The organism is Actinoallomurus liliacearum (assembly GCF_039542035.1).
GTDB classification, from domain to species: domain Bacteria; phylum Actinomycetota; class Actinomycetes; order Streptosporangiales; family Streptosporangiaceae; genus Actinoallomurus; species Actinoallomurus liliacearum.
In genome coordinates, this window is the sequence record NZ_BAABHJ010000040.1 from 1 (window position 1) to 18,099 (window position 18,099).

Here is an 18,099-nt window from a genome sequence, read left to right on the forward strand (position 1 = left end):
TGAGCGCAGTGCTTGACGAGCCTGCTCGTGTTGAGGCCGCGCAACTCGTCTCGCAGCTGCGTTCGTCATCGGCGCGACGTTCTCCGCGTTCAGCTACTTCACCCCGATCCTCACCCGGCTCACCGGGTTCGGCGCCGGAACCGTCCCGGTCCTGCTCATCGCGTACGGCGCCTCGTGCGGGTTTGAGGGGATCCGTACGGGGATGACCTCCACCGGGCGGTGATTTTGGAGGGATCATCGTGTTGGAGGTCATCGGGGCCGGGTTCGGGCGTACCGGGACGCTGTCGTTGAAGCTGGCGCTGGAGCGGCTCGGGTTCGGGCCCTGCCACCACATGACCGTGCTCATCGACGATCCGGAGCAGATCGACCGGTGGACGCGGGTGCTCGAGGACGGCGGCCCGGACTGGGACGAGGTCTACCGCGGCTACCGCGCGACCACCGACTGGCCCGGGGTCGCGTTCTGGCGGCAGCTCGTCGAGCACTACCCCGAGGCCAGGGTGATCCTCACCGTCCGCGACCCGAGAAGCTGGTACGAGAGCGCCCGCGAGAGCATCTTCCGCGCCACGGCGATCCACCCGGCCGATCCGCTCGGCGCACGACGGCGGCGGTTCGTGCAACGGCTGGTGTGGGACGGCGACTTCGGCGGCCGGTTCGAGGACCCCGAGCACGCGATGGCGGTGTTCACCGAGCACAACGACGCGGTACGCCGCGAGGTCCCGGCCGACCGGCTGCTGGAGTTCCGCGTCAGGCAGGGCTGGGGGCCGCTGTGCGACTTCCTCGGGGTGCCCGTTCCCGGTGAGGCGTTCCCGCGCACCAACGACCGTCAGGAATTCGCCGAACGGGTCGCCCAGCGGGAAGGACGGTGAGGCGTCCCGCGCGGAACACCGCCCTGCCGGCGCGCGAGATCCTCTCCAACGCGGGAGTGCCGGCCGGCGCGTGACCGCGAGCAGGCCCACCGTGCGCCGGTTTCCCGCGTACGACCGGGCCGGTTGAGGTATACAGCGCAGATGAGCGACGGCGAGATCTCCCGGCTCTACCACGAGGCCACCGGCTTCGGCTCCGGACGGCCGCCGCGGCCGGGCTTCCCCGGGTTCGTTCCGTCGGATCCGCAGAACCGGCCGCACCCGTTCAAGCGCTATCCCGGCGCACCGGTCCGGGACCTTCCCGCGGACCTTCCGCCCGGCGGGGCGCCGGCGGTCGCGGCGCTGTCCGGACGGGTGCCGGCCGGACAGACCGGCGTGGACCTGGAGTTCCTCGCCCGGCTGCTGTTCTTCGCCACGGGGGTGACGCGGCGCACCGTCGTCCAGGATCTGGACATCTGGTTCCGCACCGCGCCGTCCGCCGGCAACCGGCATCCGGTGGAGACGTACGTCGCCGCCGGGGCCGTCCAGGGGCTGGAGCCCGGCCTGTACCACTTCGCGCCGGACGTGTTCGGCCTGGAGGAGCTGTCCCCGGGGGACTGCCGCCCGGCCATGGCCGGCGCCGCCGCCGCATCCGAGGTCGCGGCCGCTCCGCTGGTCCTCGTCCTCACCGGGATCCCCTGGCGGACCGCCTGGAAGTACGGTGAGCGGGGCTGGCGGCACGTGTACTGGGACGCGGGGACGGCCCTCGCGAACCTCCTCACGGTCGCCGAGGCGTACGGGGTCCGGGCCCGCGTCCTGCTGGGCTTCGTGGACTCCGCGCTCTGCCGGCGGCTCGGGATCGAAGACACGGCGGAGTTCCCGATCGCGATGGTCGTCGTCGGCGGTCCCGGCGAGGCGACCGAGGCGGAGGCGGAGGCGTGTGCGCCGCCGGGACTGGCGGCGGTTCCGCTCTCCCCCGCTCCGCTGGAGTTCCCGCTGATCAGCCGGGTGCAGCAGGCGGGCGAGCTGGCGACGGCCGAACAGGTGACGGCCTGGCGGGCGACGGCTCGCCTCGGGTCGCCGACCGCGCGGGACGGGGCGGAGCCGCCCGCGTCGGCGTCGGAGGAGCCGATCGAGTCGGTGATCCTGCGGCGCGGGTCGACGCGGCGGATGCGGCAGGAGGTCCTGCCGGCCGAGCTACTGGAGTGGGGGATGGCGGTGGCCACCCGGCGGCTGCCCGCCGACGCCGTCCCGGCCGGGGCGACGCTGCTCTCCCACCAGCTCGACGTCCACGCGGTCCAGGGCGTCGAATCCGGGCTGTACCACTGGGCCGGCGGACGGGCGGAGCCGTACCGGACCGTGCCGGAGGCCGCGGTCCGCCGGCTGAGCCGGTACCTCTGCCGGAACCAGGCGCTCGGCGGCGACTCGGCCTTCACCGCCTTCATGTGCGCCGACCTGGACCGGGTGTTCGAGGCGTACGGCGACCGCGGTTACCGCGTCGCGCAGCTCGAGGCGGGGGTGGCCGCCGGGCGCCTGCAGCTCGCGGCGTTCGCCCTCGGGTACGGCGCCACCGGCCTCACCTTCACCGATGACGACGTGTCGGCGGCGTTCGGCAGCGGCGCGGCGTGCATGCTCGCCGTCTCCGTCGGGAGCCCCGCCTACCGGAGCCGGCCGGGCGGTCCGCCCGGCCGGCCCACACGGGTGCGGATCTGAACTACGAGATGACGCTGTTGATCCAGTTGTAGTAGGCGCCGACGCCGGTGTAGGCGTCCGGGCCGCCGCCGCAGATGTCGCTGACGCCGCGGCTGTCCACGCCCTCGAGCCGCCAGCGCCCGTCGACCAGCATCAGCAGCGGCGAACCGGAGTCACCGCCGCAGGGGCCGCGGACGCCCTCCGGGTTGTCGGTGCAGACGTCGCCGGGGTAGGCGCCCCACGCGTCGCTGCCGTTCTCGTCGACGTGGCACTTCGGCGTGCTCAGCGGGAGGACCGTGGTGTCGAGCTGCTGCAGCTGGGTCGGCAGCTGGCTGGGGTCGCTCGCCTCGTTGGAGGTGTAACCCCAGCCGATCTCCCGGACCTTGATGCCCGGGTCGGGCAGCTTCCAGTCCAGGGGAACGGTCTTCTCGGGCTGCGGGGTGGTGAGGTGGACGAGGGCGATGTCCTTGCCGAGGCTCTTGTCCGGGTAGTTGATGAAGTCGGGGTGCACGACGATCTTGTCGATGTCCGAGACCGTGCCGCCCGTGGTCCGGTCGTTGGAGCCGACCCGGACGTGCAGGAGCGAGGGGTCCCAGGGCACGGACGTGCTCGAGTCCGAGCCGATCGTCGTGACGCAGTGCCCGGCGGTGACCACCCAGTCCTTGCGGATCAGCGCGCCGCCGCAGCGGTGGGAGTTCGGGACCCCGTTGCGGGTGTACTGCAGCGAGATCATGAAGGGGTAGTTCTGGGTCGCCGTCCCGCCGCCCACGATCTTGGGCGAGGGGTCGCCGGTCGTGTCCGCGGTCGCGGCGGCGCCGGTGGTCGCCAGGGCGCCGGCGACCACGGCCGCCGTCGCCAGCACGCGCGCGAACGTCCGTCGCCGGTCGGTGGAGGGGGTGGCCAGAGTCGATGTCACCGTCTGCTGACTCCTCGTCACATCGTCTGTCAGGGGGGTGGATGTGAAGGGGCCGCGCGGCACGTACGCCATCGACCCCGCGCCGGACGCTACCGGGGCAAAGTTGATCTTGAAAATGTGATCTTGGTCTCGCCCCGGCGACCGGCGGCGGGCCGGGCCGGGTCAGGCGCGTAGGTAGGACAGCTCGGAGAGCGAGGTTAGGCGCGCAGGTAGGACAGTTCGGGGAAGCGGGCCTCGTACCGCTCCAGGAGGCGGCGGGCCACGGTCACGGAGTCGATGAGCGGGTGGGTGGCGAGGGCGCGCAGCGCGGCCGGGCGGGAGCCGGTGGTCGCGGCCTCGAGGACGGCGCGCTCGACGGCCTTGATCGTGGTGACGAGGGCGAGCTGGTGGTCGGCGAGCGGCGCGCAGGCGACCGGGCGGGCGCCGTTGGCGTCGACCAGGCACGGCACCTCGACGACGGCGTCGTCGTCCAGGCCCGGCAGGGCGCCGCGCCCCCGGACGTTGAGGATCAGGGTCGTGCGCTCGTCGTGCGCGATGGCGCGCATGAGCGCGAGCGCGACGTTCTCGTATCCGCCGGACTCCAGGTCGCAGGACTCGCGCTCGCCGGCGTCGGCCGCCTCGCGGTTCTCCGCCATGTAGGTGGTCTCGCGGGCCATCCGGGTGGTCTCCCACGCTTCGAGCGCGGAGCCGGGCGAGTCGGGCGTACGGGCGTAGAAGTCGCGCTGCTGGTCCCGGACGAGCGTGCCGCGGGTGCGCTCGGCGGTACGGGCGGCGGCGACCGCGTCGCGGGCGAAGTAGTAATAGTGCAGGTACTCGTTGGGGACCGCGCCGATGGCCCGCAGCCACTCGCCGCCGAACAGCCGGCCCTCCTCGAACGACGCCAGCGCCGCGTCGTCGGCCAGCAGCCCGGGAAGGACGTCGCGGCCCTCGACGCGGACGGCACGCAGCCAGCCGAGGTGGTTCAGCCCGGCGTAGTCGAACCACGCACTGCCCGCGTCGACGCCGAGCGCGGCGGCGACGCGGCGGCCGAGGCCCACGGGTGAGTCGCAGATGCCGATCACGCGGTCGCCGAGGTGGCGGGACATCGCCTCGGTGACGGTGCCCGCCGGGTTGGTGAAGTTGATGACCCACGCGTCCGGGGCGACCGCGGCGACGCGGCGGGCGATGTCGACGGCGACGGGGACCGTGCGCAGGCCGTACGCGATGCCGCCCGCGCCGACGGTCTCCTGGCCGAGCACGCCCTCGTCGAGGGCGAGCCGTTCGTCGGCGGCGCGGCCGTCGAGCCCGCCGACGCGGATGGCGGAGAACACGAAGTTCGCGCCGGTGAGCGCCTCGTCCAGGTCGGTCGTCGCGGTGACCGCCGGGGCGTCCGGGTGGCCGGCCGCCTGCTCGGCGAGGACCTGACGGATCACGGCCGTACGTGCGGGGTCGAGGTCGTACAGGACCACGTCGGTGACGCGGCCCTTGCCACGGTCGGCCAGGAGCGCGCGGTACACGAGCGGCACCCGGAACCCGCCGCCGCCGAGGATCGTCAGTCGCATGATCCCGAGGCTAACTCGCGTAAAGGTCGCCTGAGCGCCGGGCGGGGCGTTCGGCGGCCGGATAACGTTCATAACGAACGGGTCACGGTCGATCAGGGGCGAGGGCAGGGCGGGTGAGCGGTACCCAGACACCTCACAGCAAGCCCCCAGGGCGCGGTGAGTTTCGGGAGTTATCCCTAAGGAAAGAACGCGGCAGGGGGGTGCGATGCGTAGATTGTTGTGTTTGGTGATGTCGGCCGTGCTGCTGGCCGGCTGCACCACGGCTCACGGAAAGACGCCCCAGGTCGCGGCGGAGACCCGAACCGCCGGGACCCCCCACCCATCCCCGACGACCAGTGCTCCTCCGACTCCTCTCCCGAAGGGCACGCCGACCGCCAAGACCTTTCCCGAGGGCCGCCACGTCGGAGCGATCTTCTCCCACGACACCTCGGGCACCCACTTCTGCACGGGGAGCACGGTCGACAGCCCCAACCACAACCTGATCATCACCGCCGCGCACTGCCTGCACGGCGGCAAGGGCAGTGACTACACCAGCGACCTCGTCTTCGTCCCCGGCTACCACGACGGCAAGGCCCCGTACGGGGTCTGGAAGATCCGTACGCTGCTCGTCGACACCCGGTGGGCCCACGACTCCGACGAGGACCTGGACGTCGGCTTCGCCGTGGTCGCCCCGCTGAACGGCCAGAACGTCGGCGACGTCGTCGGCGTCAACACGCTCGGCATCGACTCCGGCTTCCGCAACGTCGTACGGGTCACGGGCTACCCGATGCGCTCCGACAAGCCGATCACCTGCGTGAACGCCACGAGCAAAGAGGACACCTACCAACTGCGCTTCGCCTGCGACGGGTACCTCCCCGGCACCAGCGGCAGCCCCTTCCTCGCCGACTACGACACGAACACCCATACGGGCAAGGTCGTCGGCGTGATCGGTGGCCGGGACGAGGGCGGCGACGAGGACGACGTCTCCTACAGCTCCTACTTCGACGACGACGTGAAGCACCTTTACGACGAAGCGGTACGGGAAAGCGCGCCGCAGTGACACACGATGGGGTCATGGACGTCGACGTCATCGTGATCGGGCTCGGACCGGGCGGCGAAGAGGTGGCGGGTGGTCTGGCCGCCGCCGGCCTCGCGGTGGTGGGCATCGAGGACCGCCTGGTGGGCGGCGAGTGCCCCTACTGGGGCTGCATTCCCAGCAAGATGATGATCCGCGCGGCGGACCTGCTGGCCGAGGCCCGCCGCGTCCCCGGCATGGCCGGAGAGGCGGAGGTCCGGCCCTCCTGGGCCCCGGTCGCGAAGCGGCTGCGCGAGGCCACCGACGACTGGGACGACAAGGTCGCGGCCGACCGGTTCACCGGCAAGGGCGGCACGCTCGTACGCGGCAAGGGCCGGATCACCGGTCCGGGCGAGGTCACCGTCGAGGACCGGGTGTTCCGCGCCCGCAAGGGCATCGTCATCTCGAACGGCACCGCCCCCTCCATCCCGCCGATCGACGGCCTGCGCGACACGCCGTACTGGACGAACCGGGAGGCGATCGAGGCCACCGAGGTGCCCGAGTCGCTGATCGTGCTGGGCGGCGGGGCGATCGGCGCGGAGCTGGCCCAGGTGTTCGCCCGGTTCGGCAGCCGGGTCACGGTGGTCGAGGCCCTCCCCCGGCTCCTCTCCGTGGAGGAGCCCGAGGCGGGCGACCTGCTGCGCGAGGTCTTCGAGGCCGAGGGCATCACCGTACGGACCGGCGCGAAGGTCGAGCGGGTCCGCCACGACGCCGACGGGTTCGTCCTGAACGACGACCTGCGGGCCGAACGGCTGCTCGTCGCCACCGGCCGGCGCACCGACCTCAAGGCGCTGGGCGTCGCGGCGGTCGGCCTGGACGAGGACGCGCGGTTCGTGGACGTGGACGACCGGCTGCGCGCCGCCGACGGCGTGTGGGCGCTCGGCGACGTCACCGGGAAGGGCGCGTTCACGCACGTGTCGGTGTACCAGGCGCGGATCGTCCTACGGGAGATCCTCGGCCAGGACGGGCCGCCCGCGGACTACCGGGCGCTGCCGCGCGTGACCTTCACCGACCCGGAGATCGGCGCGGTCGGGCTGACCGAGCAGCAGGCCCGGGACCGGGGAATGGACGTGCGCGTGTACCGGACGGACCTCGCGAAGTCCGCGCGCGGCTGGATCCACGGGGCGGAGGGCTTCATCAAGCTGATCGAGCACGACGGCGTGCTGGTCGGCGCGACGTCGGCCGGGCCGGTCGGCGGCGAGGTCCTCGGCGCGCTGGCCGTCGCCGTCCACGGCGAGGTGCCGGTGGAGCGGCTCCGGCACATGATCTACGCGTACCCGACGTTCCACCGCGCCATCGAGGCCGCGCTCCTGGAGGACTGAGCCGGGAACCCGGCGCGGAGGGCGCGCGTCTGAACCGATCATGGTGGACGGTACGCCGGAGGGCGAGCAGGAGCTCATCAACGGGCGGTACCGCCTGATCGAGGTGATCGGTCAGGGCGGCATGGGCACGGTCTGGCGCGGTCACGACGAGATGCTCGACCGCGAGGTCGCCATCAAACGGGTGCGCTTCTCGTCCGACCTCGACGAAGAGGAACGGGCCGAGCTCAGTGGCCTCGCGCTGCAGGAGGCGCGGGCGACGGCCCGGCTGAACCATCCCGGGATCGTCACGATCCACGACGTGATCGACGATGACGGCACCCCGATCATCGTCATGGAGCTGCTGAAGGGCCGTCCGCTCGCCGAGATCCTCCGGACGGAGGTGCGCCTGCCGTACCGGCGGGTCGCCGAGATCGGCGCCGCCGTGCTGGACGCGCTGCGGGAGGCGCACGACTCCGGGATCGTGCACCGGGATCTCAAGCCCGCCAACGTCCTGATCTCGGACCGGCGGATCGTGCTCACCGACTTCGGCGTGGCGCAGCGGGTCGGCGAACGCGCCGACGGCTTCGACGACGTCCTGGGGACTCCGGCGTTCATGGCGCCCGAGCAGGCGGAGAACGCCGCCGCCAGCCCCGCCGGCGACCTGTGGTCGCTCGGCGCCGTGCTGTTCAACGCGGTCGAGGGGCGGCCGCCGTTCCAGGGACCGGACCACGCGACCGTCCTGCTGACCCTCCTCACCCAGGACGCACCGGCGCTCGTGAACGGCGGTCCCCTGCGACCGCTGATCAAAGCGCTGCTGACCAAGGACCCGGCACGCCGCCCCACGGCCGAGGAGACGGCGGAACGGCTGGACGCGATCCTGCGCCGGGACGACGGCGCGCAGCCGGCCCTCCCGAGCCCGGCGAGCGCCCCGCCGGACGCCGCCAAGGCCACGCCGCCGCACTCCGGCACGAAGGCCGCGAAGGCCACGAAGCCGACCGCTCCCCCGCCCTCCACGGCCGCTTCCTCCGCGACCGGGCCCCGCAGCGCGGCCCCATCCGCCACCGGCACGTCGGGCGCCGGCTCGGGCACCGGCCCTTCGGGCTCTGGCACACCCGCCAAGGCGTCCGGGGTCGCCGCACGGCCCCGTATCGTTCCGAGCGGCTCGCGCCCCGCGCCGCAGGCACACGGGGTGCCCACGCCCCGCGCGCCGCTCACCCCCGCCCAGCGGGGGCGTCGCGCCCTGACCTCGCTCTTGCTCACCCTCCCCGCGGTGGGCGTGGTGTACTCCTGCATGGCCGAGCACTCGCCCACCCTCTCGAGCGGCATGAACGCGAACCCGTCGTACTCGTCGGGCGGACAGGCCGGCGCCCCGGCGGGCTCCTCGAGCGCCTCCGCCCACGCGGTGGCCTTCAAGGCCACGGCGTTCAGCCCGGACGGCGATCTGGTCGCGTTCGGTGATGACCACGGCGAGGTCCGGCTGTACGGGACGGCGTCGAAACGGTCACGGGGCTCCTTCGACGCCGATCCGGCGAGCGAGGTCCCCGTCGACGCCCTGGCCTTCAGCCCGGACGGCCGGAGTCTCGCGGTCGGGTTGGAAGGCGGCGGCGTGAGGATCTGGGACGTGAGAGGTCGCGGGCTACGCGAACTCGACGGCTTCACGGAAGAGGTCGACGTCGAGGCCATGGCGTTCAGCCCGGACGGCCGTACCCTCACCGCCGTCGGCGAGTCGGGGCTGGTGGGCGTCTGGAACGTGCGGACGCGCAAGTACGGCGGGCACCGGATGCCCCTGAGGGATTCCAGCTGCAAGTCCGGAGCGTTGAGCGCGGACACCACCGAAGCGGCGTGTATGACCCTCGACGGTGACATCACGGTGTGGGACGTCGAGAAGAAGTACGCGGTCGCCCAGTGGCCGGGGGCCGACCAGAACCTGGGCAAGGGCTTTGCCCTGAGCCCGGACGGAGCGACCATCGCCGTCGCTGAGGAGCCGAACTCAGGGCAGGCCGGCGTGCGGCTCTGGGACGTCCGCAACCCCGACAAGCGGACCGACCTGGCCGGCGTGATGACGTCGCCGGGGAACGCCCTCGTCTTCGGCGCGGACGGCAGGACGCTGGCGTTCCCGGCCTACTCCGGGGCCGCCGACAGCAATGGCCAGATCGAGGTCTGGAAGGTCCCGCACGGCGGCAAGAAGACCGCCTGGAACACGACGACGCCGCAGGTCTGGGCGATGGCGATCAGCCGGGACGGCCGCCTGGTCGCCACCGCCGATGTCGACGGCGCCGTCCTGTGGGACGCACGCTCGGGCAAGGAGGTGACGTCCTGGCACGCGTGACCTCTACGTGCCTCCTCCCTGCACGTGACCTCAGGTCCTGGCGCGTCAGTCGGAGTGCCTGACCGGGGTCCGCGCCGGGGCGCGCTCGCCGTCGCCGGTGACGGCCACGTGCTTCTCCCTGCCGTCGTCGGTACGGATCCAGGCGGTGTCCGGTGACGGGACCACGTTCACGAACGCGTGGTTCAGCTTGATCTTCAGCCGGGTCTTGGGGTGGAGGGCCATCTTGGGCAGCACGCCGTGCTCGTCGGGCCCCGCCCCGGGCAGCACCTTCGCGGGGGGCACCCGGCGGCCGAGGACCACCGCCGCGCCCTCCTCACTGACCGGGGCCTCGACCTCGATGTACGCGCCGTTGGGCAGCCGCTTGATGATGCCGGTCTCCACGCCGTGCTCGAGCATGTGCCGTTCACGGTGCTGCAGGCCGAGGCACATCCGCCGCGCGATGAGGAACCCGAGGATCGGCCCGACGATCACCGAGATCCGGAAGATCCACGTGGTCGTGAACAGCGGGATCTCGAAGGTCTTGGCGATGATGTCGTTGCCGCCGGCCAGCCACAGCAGGCCGTAGAAGATGACGCCCGCCATGCCGATGCCGGTACGGACGGGCACGTCGCGCGGCCGGTCGAGGAGATGGTGGATCTCGTAGTCGCCGGTGACCCAGCGTTCGAGGAAGGGGTACACCGCCAGTCCGGTGAACAGCACGCCCGGCACGACCAGCGCCGGGACGATGACGTTCATCGCGAGCGTGTGCCCCCACGCGTTGATCTCCCAGCTCGGCATGAGCCGCAGCGAGCCCTCCAGGAAGCCCATGTACCAGTCCGGCTGGGATCCCGCGCTGATGCTCGCCGGGTCGTACGGGCCGAACAGCCAGACCGGGTTGATCTGGAAGAACGTCGCGAGCAGCGCGATGAACCCGAAGACCCACAGGAAGAACGCCGTGGTCTTGGCGAAGAAGACCGGCCACATCGGCTTGCCGATGACGTTGCGATTGGTGCGGCCCTTCCCGGGGAACTGCGTGTGCGTCTGCCGCCAGGTGAGGATCACCCCGTGCAGCGGGATCAGCGCCATGAGGATGCCCGGGATCAGCAGGACGTGGATGGTGAAGAGCCGCGGGATGATGACGTTTCCGGGGAACTCACCGCCGAACAGCCACATCGACAGGTACGACCCGACGAGCGGAATGCTCAGCAGCACGCCCTCGAGGATCCGGATGCCGGTGCCGGACAGCAGGTCGTCCGGCAGCGAGTAGCCGAACAGCCCGTTCAGGATGGCGAGGAGGAACAGCGTCACGCCGATCAGCCAGTTGATCTCCCGCGGCTTGCGGAACGCTCCGGTGAAGAAGTTGCGCAGCATGTGGGCGACGATGGCCGCGAGGAACACGATCGTCGCCCAGTGGTGGATCTGCCGCATCAGCAGCCCGCCGCGCACGTCGAAGCTGATGTGGAGCGTGGACTCGTACGCCTCGCTCATCGTCAGGCCGCGCAGCGGCAGGTACCGGCCGTTGTAGACGACGTCGTGCATGCTCGGTTTGAAGAACAAGGTCAAAAAGATGCCGGTCGCGACGATGATGAAGAACGAGTACATCGCGACTTCGCCGAGCAGGAAGGTCCAGTGATCGGGAAAGACCTTCTTCAAGGCTTTTGAAAGGAAACGGGCGCCGCCGACGCGTTCATCGACCGCGCGGCCCGTCTTGGACAGTGGTTTCGGCACAGTCGCCATCGCCGCACTCCGCTCTGGCGGCCCCCCGACCGCCTCGGCATTCGGTCTTCCACCACTTGTAGTACTTCCCCGTTGGTAACGCAACGGAGTGGAGATGGCCACTTTTGGCACAATTAGTGCAAATAGTCACTTCCGCCCGGTAACTTGCGATCTCAGCCGGTGGGCTGGGGGAGGTTCCGTGTGACGAACGAGGGGCGGCCGTGGGCGTACATTCCGCCCGAACTCACCACCAAGGTCAGACCAGGGCTGGCCGACGAGATGATGGAGGAGATCCACCATCGGATCCCCGAATACGCCCGCCGCTGGGATGACGCCTTCGCCGCGGTCATCCGCTCGGCCATCGACCGGGTGATCGACGAGGTTTTAAGACGTGTCACCGAGGCCGGGGACGGCGAGTCCCCCGGCGCCTCGACCGCCGAGCCCGTCGCGGACTTCTTCCGGGCGATCGGGCGGAGCGTGGCCCGCGAGGGGCGCGGACTCGACGGCCTCCATACGGCCATCCGCGTCGCCGGGCTGGCCGTGTGGCGCCGGATCTCGGCCGACGCCGCGCCGCTCCGGCTGTCCGCGCAGCTCCTGTGCGTCCTCGGCGAGACGGTCATGCTGATCCAGGACGAGGTCGCCGCCGCGGCCGCCGAGGGCTACGCCCAGGCCGAGGCCGCCGTGGCGGGTGAGCTGACCCGCCGCCGCAACCAGCTCGTCAACCTGCTCCTGGCCCGGCCCCCCGCCTCCCCCGAGGACATCGCCGAACTCGCCCGCGTGGCCCGCTGGCCGGTGCCGCGTACGGTCGCCGCCGTCGCCCTCTACGAACGCCGGCAGGGCGTCGGCCGGCCCGCCCTGCCGCCCGACATCCTCGCCGATCTCAGCCGCTCCAAGCCCTGCCTCATCGTGCCCGACCCGGACGGGCCGGGCCGGAACCGCCTGCTCGACGCCGCCCTCACCGACTGGGTCGCCGTCGTCGGCCCGACCGTAGGGCTGTCGGAGGTCTCCCGGTCGATGCGCTGGGCCCGCCAGGGCCTCGACCTCGTACGCCGTGGCCTCATCGCCGACGACAGCGTCGTACGGTGCGCCGAGCACATGTCCACGCTGATCCTCTTCCAGGACGAGGAACTCCTCGCCGCCCTGTCCACCCGGCAGCTCGCGCCACTGGCCCACCTGCGGCCCAGCCAGCAGGACCGGCTGGCCGAGACCCTGCTGGCGTGGTTGCAGGCGGGGCGCAACGCCAACGAGGTCGCCGTACGGCTGCACGTCCACCCCCAGACGGTGCGGTACCGGCTGCGCCAGCTCGACGACCTGTTCGGCGACCAGCTCCAGGACCCGGACCTGCGGTTCGAGCTGGAGATCGTGCTGCGCGCCCGCGCCCTGCTGTCCGAGGACGCCCGCGCGCGGGAGCCCGCCGAAGGGCAGGTGATCAGCCTCCGCCGCTGACCCCGTCACCTCTGGCGGGGCAGCATGCGGAACGCGAGGACGACGGAGAAGACGGCCAGCGGGATCTCCAGGAGCACCGCCATCGCCACCGCCGTCACCTGGTCCGCGCCCGGCGCGGCGGTGGACACGTCGAACCACGCGTCCGCGACCAGCAGCGTCGCGGTGACCATCGCGGTCAGGCACGCCCGCGCGTCGCGCCGGATCACCAGCGCGCCCGTCGTGACGAACGAGAGCGCCTCCAGCATGTCGAACCCGACCCAGGCGACCCGCCAGTGGGCGGCGGTCGCCGTCGCGGGCAGGCTGGTGGCCAGCACGAACAGCCAGGGCAGGAGGGCCAGGCCGGCGCCGATCAGCCCGAGGCCCAGCCGGACCGGCCACCGCGACCGGGCACGAGACGCGACACCATGGGCCGGCGTCCTCGGCGCGACGCGAGGGGCCGGCGTCCGGAGGGCGGCGCGGCGGTCGGTACGAGGCCGGGAGGGCGGGGCGGCGGTGATCAGCGACATGATCACCAGCATCGCGTCCGGCGACGTCACCGTCAGTCACGCCGCTATCCGACCTGGGGGTGGTACTGGCTTCACCTTCGAGCGGGCGTCCGCTTCATGGCAGGGCGTCCACCGCCCGGATTAGGGTCTTCTCATGACTCAAGCGGTTCCCCTGCACCGCGCCTCCCCCCATTGGAGCGACTACCTTCCGTTGTCGCGCGGTGCGTGGCGGAACACGACCTTCGTCACGGCCGGCGTGCCCGCCCATCTCGTGGCGCTGTCGGTGTTCGCACTGCCCTGGCTGGACGCGCCCGTCTCCGTGGGGGAGGTCCTGCTCGCGACCCTGATCTCGCTCGCCCTGCCCTTCCTCCTGCTGCGGCCGTTGAACGCGATGCAGCGGAGCCGGTTCTGGGGGCTGCTCGGCGTCGACGTGCCCGTGCCACCCCGCGGCCGCCGCGACCTCCGCGCCGCCCTCCGCTCCCGGACGACGTGGCGGTCACTGATCTACCACGGGCTGGCCGGCCCGCTCCTGGCCGGCGGGGGGCTGCTGGTCGTGGCCATGTGGGCGACCGGCTTCGGGCTGGCACTGCTGTACGCGTACGCGTGGGCGCTGCCGCCGCGCAGCCCGCTCTCCCTCACGGAACACCAGAAGTTCATCAACGTCCTGACCGTGTGCGGCGTCCTGCTCCTGCTCGTCGCGCCCGCCGTCGCGGCGGTGGTGACGCGACTGGACACCCGGGCCGCCCTGGCCCTGCTGGGACCGAGCCGTACCGAGGAGCTCGAACGCCGCGTCGAGGACCTCGCCGAGAAACGGGCCGGCGTCGTCGACGCCGCGGACGCCGAACGCCGCCGCATCGAGCGCGACCTGCACGACGGCGTGCAGCAGCGGCTCGTCTCGCTCGCGATGAACCTCGGCCTCGCGCGGGAGACGCTCACGGACGTGCCGGAGGACGCCATGCGGGTGATCGCCGAAGCGCACGCCGAGGCCAAGGAGGCCCTGACCGACCTGCGGAACGTCGTCCGGGGCCTGCACCCGGCCGTCCTCGACGACCGGGGCCTGGACGCCGCGCTGTCGGGCATCGCCGCCCGCGCCCCCCTGCCCGTCAAGCTCCGGGTCGACGTTCCCGCGCGCCCCGCGCCGACCGTCGAGGCGATCGCGTACTTCGTCGCCTCCGAGGCCCTCACCAACGTCACCAAGCACGCCCGCGCCTCGCAGGTGGAGATGGAGCTGGTCCGCGTGGCGGACGTGCTGCGGATGACCATCACCGACGACGGCGTCGGAGGCGCCGAGCCCACGCGCGGCACGGGCCTGACGGGCCTGCGGCAACGCGTCGCGTCGGTGGACGGTACCTTCCGGATCACCAGTCCGGCCGGGGGGCCGACCGTCATCACCGTGGAGTTGCCGTGCGCGTTGTGATCGCCGAGGATTCCGTCCTGCTGCGAGCCGGGTTGATCAAGCTGCTCGAGACGTCGGGGTTCGAGGTGCTCGCCGCGGCCGACGACGCCGAGGGCCTGCTCGCCGCGGTCGAGGAGCACCGGCCCGACCTGGTGATCGCGGACGTGCGGATGCCCCCCGGCTACTCCGACGAAGGAGTGCGGGCGGCGCTCGTCATCCGCCGCCAGTGGCCGGAGATCGCCGTGCTGCTGCTGTCGCAGTACGTCGAGGAGCGGTACGCCGCGGACCTCCTCGCCACGAACACCAGCGGCATCGGCTACCTGCTGAAGGACCGGGTCGCCGACGTCTCGTCCTTCCTCGACGCGCTGCGCCGGGTCGCGTCCGGCGGCACCGCCCTCGACCCGGAGGTCGTCGCCCAGCTGCTCGTACGCCGGCAGAGCGACCCCCTCCAGGCCCTGACCCCGCGCGAACGGGACGTGCTCGCCCTCATGGCCGAGGGCCGCTCGAACAGCGGCATCGCGCAGGCCCTGGTGGTCAGCGAGAGCGCCGTCGCCAAGCACATCAACAACATCTTCGCCAAGCTCGGCCTGATCGACGGCGCGGCCGCGGATCACCGTCGCGTGCTCGCCGTCCTCCGCTTCCTGGAAGGAGGGTCGTGATCGAATCCCCCGATGTACCGCGGACCGCTGGGGAGCCGGTGGCCGAGGCGACCCCGCAGCGCCCGCGCCGCCGGGTGCTGTGGAGCTTCGTGGCCGCCGCGACCGCGTTCGTCCTCGTCGTGCCGATGGGCGTGCAGATCTGGGGTCGTCTGATCCACCAGACGCAGCGGAGCCGCCTCATGGTCAGCACCCACCCGATCACGGCGCTGGAGGTGGCCATCGGTCCCGGCGGCCTGTCGGTCACCGCCGACGACTCCGGCGGGGTCACGGTGGACCAGACACTGAAGTGGGCGACGCACAAGCCGCACGTCAAGGCGACCTGGGAGGGCACGACGCTGCGGCTCACGGGCGCGTGCACGGCGTGGCCGCCGTTGTCCGGCCTCTCGTGCAGCGTCGGCCTGGACATCCGCGTCCCGGCCGGAGTGACGCTGCGAGCGACGTCCACCTCGGGCACGATCGCCGCCACGGGGCTCACCGGACCCGTGCGGCTGTCGACCACCTCGGGCGTCGTCTCGATGCGGAACCTGACCGGATCGGTCTGGGCGCGCGCCAGCTCCGGCGCCATCGAGGGGATAAGGCTCCGGTCGCCCCGGGTGGACGCCGGGTTGACGTCCGGAGCCCTCGATCTGACCTTCGCGGACGCCCCGCAGGAGGTCACGGCGCGGGCCAGGTCCGGCGCACTGTCCGTCTTCGTGCCGCCGGGACAGCGCTACCACGTGACCACGAAGTCATCGTTCGGCGACCCGTCCGTCGAACGCGGGCTGGCCGACGACACCGCGACGCGCCGCATCGACGCACAGACCTCCTCCGGCTCGATCGAGATCAGGTACGCCCGCCCCTGACCGATCCGCCCGGCACAGCACCGACCGCCCGGGCCGTACGAAAGGTTCGGTGATCGCGGGGGCACAGGGCGCGGAAGCCCGCAAATCACCGGCCGCGCTCGTTGTCGCCCGAGCCTTTCGTACGGCCCCGCCGATCAGCGCCGGGCGAGCCTGGCGAACACCGGCGACGGGGCGGGCAGCCGACCGTCGACCACCGCGCACTGCCGGGTGATGCGCTCCGCGGCGTCCGGCAGGAACGGCGACAGCTCCGCGCCGAGCGTCCGGCACGCTTCCAGCGCCACCGCCAGGGCCGCGTCGAGGCGCCGCCCGGCGTCGCGGTCACCGGCCCGTTCGGCGCGCGCGAGCTCCCACGGACGGACCTGGTTGACGAACCGGTTGGCGGCGTCGACGATCGCCCGGACGGCCTCCGTCGCCGCCCGGAAGTCGAACGAGCCGAGCGCGGCGTCGACCAGCGCGGGCGCCCGTTCGCACGCCGCGACCACCTCGCCGCCCGAGCGGCCGCCGGGACCAGGCGGCACGGGCGGGCGGCCGGCGGGGCCGGGGAGCACAGACGGGCGGCCGCCGGGGCCGGGGAGCACGGGCGGGCGGCCGTCGCGGTACCGGTGGATCATCGCGACCACCCGGTTGACGAGGTTGCCGACGCCGTTGGCGAGCTCGTCGTCGGCGCGCGCGATGAGCCGGTCGTGGGTGAAGTCCGCGTCGCCGACGCGGGGCACCTCCCGCAGCAGCCACCAGCGGACCGCGTCGGTCCCGTACGCGTCGACCAGCGCCGTCGGATCGACGGTGTTGTCGCTGGACTTGCTGATCTTGCGGCCGTCGGCGGTGAGGTAGCCGTGCACCAGGATCTCCGTGGGCAGCGGCAGGCCGGCCGACAGGAGCATGGCCGGCCAGTACACCGCGTGGAACCGGACCACGCCCTTGCCCGCGAGGTGGACCCGGCGGTCGGCCGCCGACCACCAGCGCCGCAGGTCCGCGTCGTCGGTGCCGTATCCGAGCGCGGTCAGGTAGTTGCCGAGGGCGTCCCACCACACGTAGATGACCTGGCCGGGATCGCCCGGCACCGGAATGCCCCAGCCGCGGGCGCGGGCGACCGAACGCGAGATGGAGAAGTCCTCCAGCCCGCCCGCGATGAAGCTCAGGACCTCGTTGCGGCGTTCGGCCGGCTCGATGCGCAGGCGGCCGCTCTCGATGAGGTCGTGGAGCCGGTCGGCGTGGCGGGACAGCCGGAAGAACCAGTTCTCCTCGGCGACCCGCTGCGGCGTGGTGCCGTGCTCGGGACAGCGGCCGTCGTCGAGTTCGGCGGGGGCGTAGAACTGCTCGCAGCCGACGCAGTACAGGCCCTCGTAGTGCTTGCGGTACAGGTCTCCCGAGGCCTCGCAGGCCCGCCAGAACCGCTCGACGCCGGCCCGGTGCCGCGGATCGCGACTGGTACGGATGACGTCGTCGACGGAAAGCGTCAGCGGCCGGTGCAGCGCCACGAACGCCGCCGCGTTCCGGTCGACGAACTCCTGGACCGGGACACCGGCCCGCTCGGCGGCCTGCACGTTCTTCAGCGCGTTGTCATCGGTGCCGGCCTGGAGCCTGACGTGGTCACCGCGGCGGCGGTGATGTCGGGCCAGCACGTCGGCCTGCACCAGTTCCAGTGCGAACCCGACGTGCGGGCGGGCGTTGACGTAGGGGATGGTGGTGGTGATGTAGACGTGGTGTCGGGTCATCGGAACCTCCCGGAGAGCCGGGGCTCCGATGCGCGAACACGAATCGAGGCCCCGTGCCAGGGCCTCGGATTCGGTACGTCCGTCAGTGCCAGCGGCCCCGTGCGGGGCGCATCATCACCTGACCTACGGACGTGTTCATGCCTCCACCATACGGCCCGCGGCCCGTAGGGCACGGCGATTTCCGCG

14 protein-coding genes are annotated in these 18,099 nt (G+C 72.3%); 9 read left to right on the forward strand and 5 right to left on the reverse strand.

What is annotated here, in order from left to right:
* Positions 1–239: 239 nt before the first annotated feature.
* Together ABD978_RS38600 and ABD978_RS38605 are read left to right on the forward strand one after the other, a co-directional pair.
* Positions 240–866 carry a sulfotransferase family protein gene (locus ABD978_RS38600; RefSeq protein ID WP_345365719.1) on the forward strand — a complete coding sequence of 209 codons (627 nt, stop codon included), beginning with the start codon at positions 240–242 and terminating at the stop codon, positions 864–866.
* 141 nt (positions 867–1,007) lie between these two features.
* On the forward strand, positions 1,008–2,555 hold the full coding sequence (locus tag ABD978_RS38605) for a SagB/ThcOx family dehydrogenase (protein WP_345365722.1): 1,548 nt from the start codon (positions 1,008–1,010) through the stop codon (positions 2,553–2,555).
* Between the two features lies 1 nt (position 2,556).
* Here the strand turns inward: ABD978_RS38605 and ABD978_RS38610 are convergent, their stop codons facing one another.
* Positions 2,557–3,450, reverse strand: a complete 894-nt coding sequence (locus ABD978_RS38610; RefSeq protein WP_345365724.1) for a S1 family peptidase — start codon at positions 3,448–3,450, stop codon at positions 2,557–2,559.
* 197 nt (positions 3,451–3,647) lie between these two features.
* A complete protein-coding gene (locus ABD978_RS38615; RefSeq protein WP_345365726.1) occupies positions 3,648–4,991 on the reverse strand; it encodes a 6-phospho-beta-glucosidase in 1,344 nt (447 codons plus the stop codon).
* 223 nt (positions 4,992–5,214) lie between these two features.
* On the opposite strand from ABD978_RS38615, the gene ABD978_RS38620 reads away from it, so the two are divergent.
* Genes ABD978_RS38620 through ABD978_RS38630 form a run of 3 tightly spaced genes read left to right on the forward strand, consistent with a single transcriptional unit; the run spans position 5,215 to position 9,675 of the window.
* Complete coding sequence (locus ABD978_RS38620; RefSeq protein ID WP_345365728.1) at positions 5,215–6,030, forward strand: trypsin-like serine peptidase; 816 nt, start codon at positions 5,215–5,217, stop codon at positions 6,028–6,030.
* 14 nt (positions 6,031–6,044) lie between these two features.
* A complete protein-coding gene (locus tag ABD978_RS38625) occupies positions 6,045–7,367 on the forward strand; it encodes a dihydrolipoyl dehydrogenase family protein (RefSeq protein ID WP_345365730.1) in 1,323 nt (440 codons plus the stop codon).
* Between the two features lie 40 nt (positions 7,368–7,407).
* Positions 7,408–9,675, forward strand: coding sequence for a WD40 repeat domain-containing serine/threonine protein kinase (locus ABD978_RS38630; protein WP_345365732.1), 2,268 nt, complete (start codon positions 7,408–7,410; stop codon positions 9,673–9,675).
* A 45-nt stretch (positions 9,676–9,720) separates the two neighbouring features.
* Here the strand turns inward: ABD978_RS38630 and qcrB are convergent, their stop codons facing one another.
* Entirely contained in the window at positions 9,721–11,391 is a 1,671-nt protein-coding gene (qcrB, locus tag ABD978_RS38635) for a cytochrome bc1 complex cytochrome b subunit (RefSeq protein ID WP_345365734.1), read from the reverse strand.
* 180 nt (positions 11,392–11,571) lie between these two features.
* On the opposite strand from qcrB, the gene ABD978_RS38640 reads away from it, so the two are divergent.
* Positions 11,572–12,816 (forward strand): PucR family transcriptional regulator, encoded by a 1,245-nt coding sequence (locus tag ABD978_RS38640; protein ID WP_345365736.1) that lies wholly within the window; start codon positions 11,572–11,574, stop codon positions 12,814–12,816.
* A gap of 5 nt (positions 12,817–12,821) precedes the next feature.
* Here the strand turns inward: ABD978_RS38640 and ABD978_RS38645 are convergent, their stop codons facing one another.
* A complete protein-coding gene (locus tag ABD978_RS38645) occupies positions 12,822–13,322 on the reverse strand; it encodes a hypothetical protein (protein WP_345365738.1) in 501 nt (166 codons plus the stop codon).
* A 133-nt stretch (positions 13,323–13,455) separates the two neighbouring features.
* On the opposite strand from ABD978_RS38645, the gene ABD978_RS38650 reads away from it, so the two are divergent.
* Genes ABD978_RS38650 through ABD978_RS38660 form a run of 3 tightly spaced genes read left to right on the forward strand, consistent with a single transcriptional unit; the run spans position 13,456 to position 16,198 of the window.
* A complete protein-coding gene (locus ABD978_RS38650; RefSeq protein ID WP_345365740.1) occupies positions 13,456–14,718 on the forward strand; it encodes a sensor histidine kinase in 1,263 nt (420 codons plus the stop codon).
* On the forward strand, positions 14,706–15,356 hold the full coding sequence (locus ABD978_RS38655; RefSeq protein WP_345365742.1) for a response regulator: 651 nt from the start codon (positions 14,706–14,708) through the stop codon (positions 15,354–15,356). Before ABD978_RS38650 ends, ABD978_RS38655 begins: the two co-directional genes overlap by 13 nt.
* Positions 15,353–16,198 (forward strand): DUF4097 family beta strand repeat-containing protein, encoded by an 846-nt coding sequence (locus tag ABD978_RS38660; protein WP_345365744.1) that lies wholly within the window; start codon positions 15,353–15,355, stop codon positions 16,196–16,198. Before ABD978_RS38655 ends, ABD978_RS38660 begins: the two co-directional genes overlap by 4 nt.
* A 134-nt stretch (positions 16,199–16,332) precedes the next feature.
* Here the strand turns inward: ABD978_RS38660 and metG are convergent, their stop codons facing one another.
* Complete coding sequence (gene metG, locus ABD978_RS38665; protein ID WP_345365746.1) at positions 16,333–17,913, reverse strand: methionine--tRNA ligase; 1,581 nt, start codon at positions 17,911–17,913, stop codon at positions 16,333–16,335.
* Positions 17,914–18,099 lie beyond the last annotated feature (186 nt).

What these genes read in the sequence shown, in the direction of transcription:
- ABD978_RS38605 (WP_345365722.1), top strand. Translation starts at nt 1,008, where the DNA reads ATGAGCGACGGCGAGATCTCCCGGCTCTACCACGAGGCCACCGGCTTC.
- ABD978_RS38615 (WP_345365726.1), bottom strand. Translation starts at nt 4,991, where the DNA reads ATGCGACTGACGATCCTCGGCGGCGGCGGGTTCCGGGTGCCGCTCGTG.
- ABD978_RS38625 (WP_345365730.1), top strand. Translation starts at nt 6,045, where the DNA reads ATGGACGTCGACGTCATCGTGATCGGGCTCGGACCGGGCGGCGAAGAG.
- ABD978_RS38630 (WP_345365732.1), top strand. Translation starts at nt 7,408, where the DNA reads ATGGTGGACGGTACGCCGGAGGGCGAGCAGGAGCTCATCAACGGGCGG.
- qcrB (WP_345365734.1), bottom strand. Translation starts at nt 11,391, where the DNA reads ATGGCGACTGTGCCGAAACCACTGTCCAAGACGGGCCGCGCGGTCGAT.
- ABD978_RS38645 (WP_345365738.1), bottom strand. Translation starts at nt 13,322, where the DNA reads ATGTCGCTGATCACCGCCGCCCCGCCCTCCCGGCCTCGTACCGACCGC.
- ABD978_RS38650 (WP_345365740.1), top strand. Translation starts at nt 13,456, where the DNA reads ATGACTCAAGCGGTTCCCCTGCACCGCGCCTCCCCCCATTGGAGCGAC.
- metG (WP_345365746.1), bottom strand. Translation starts at nt 17,913, where the DNA reads ATGACCCGACACCACGTCTACATCACCACCACCATCCCCTACGTCAAC.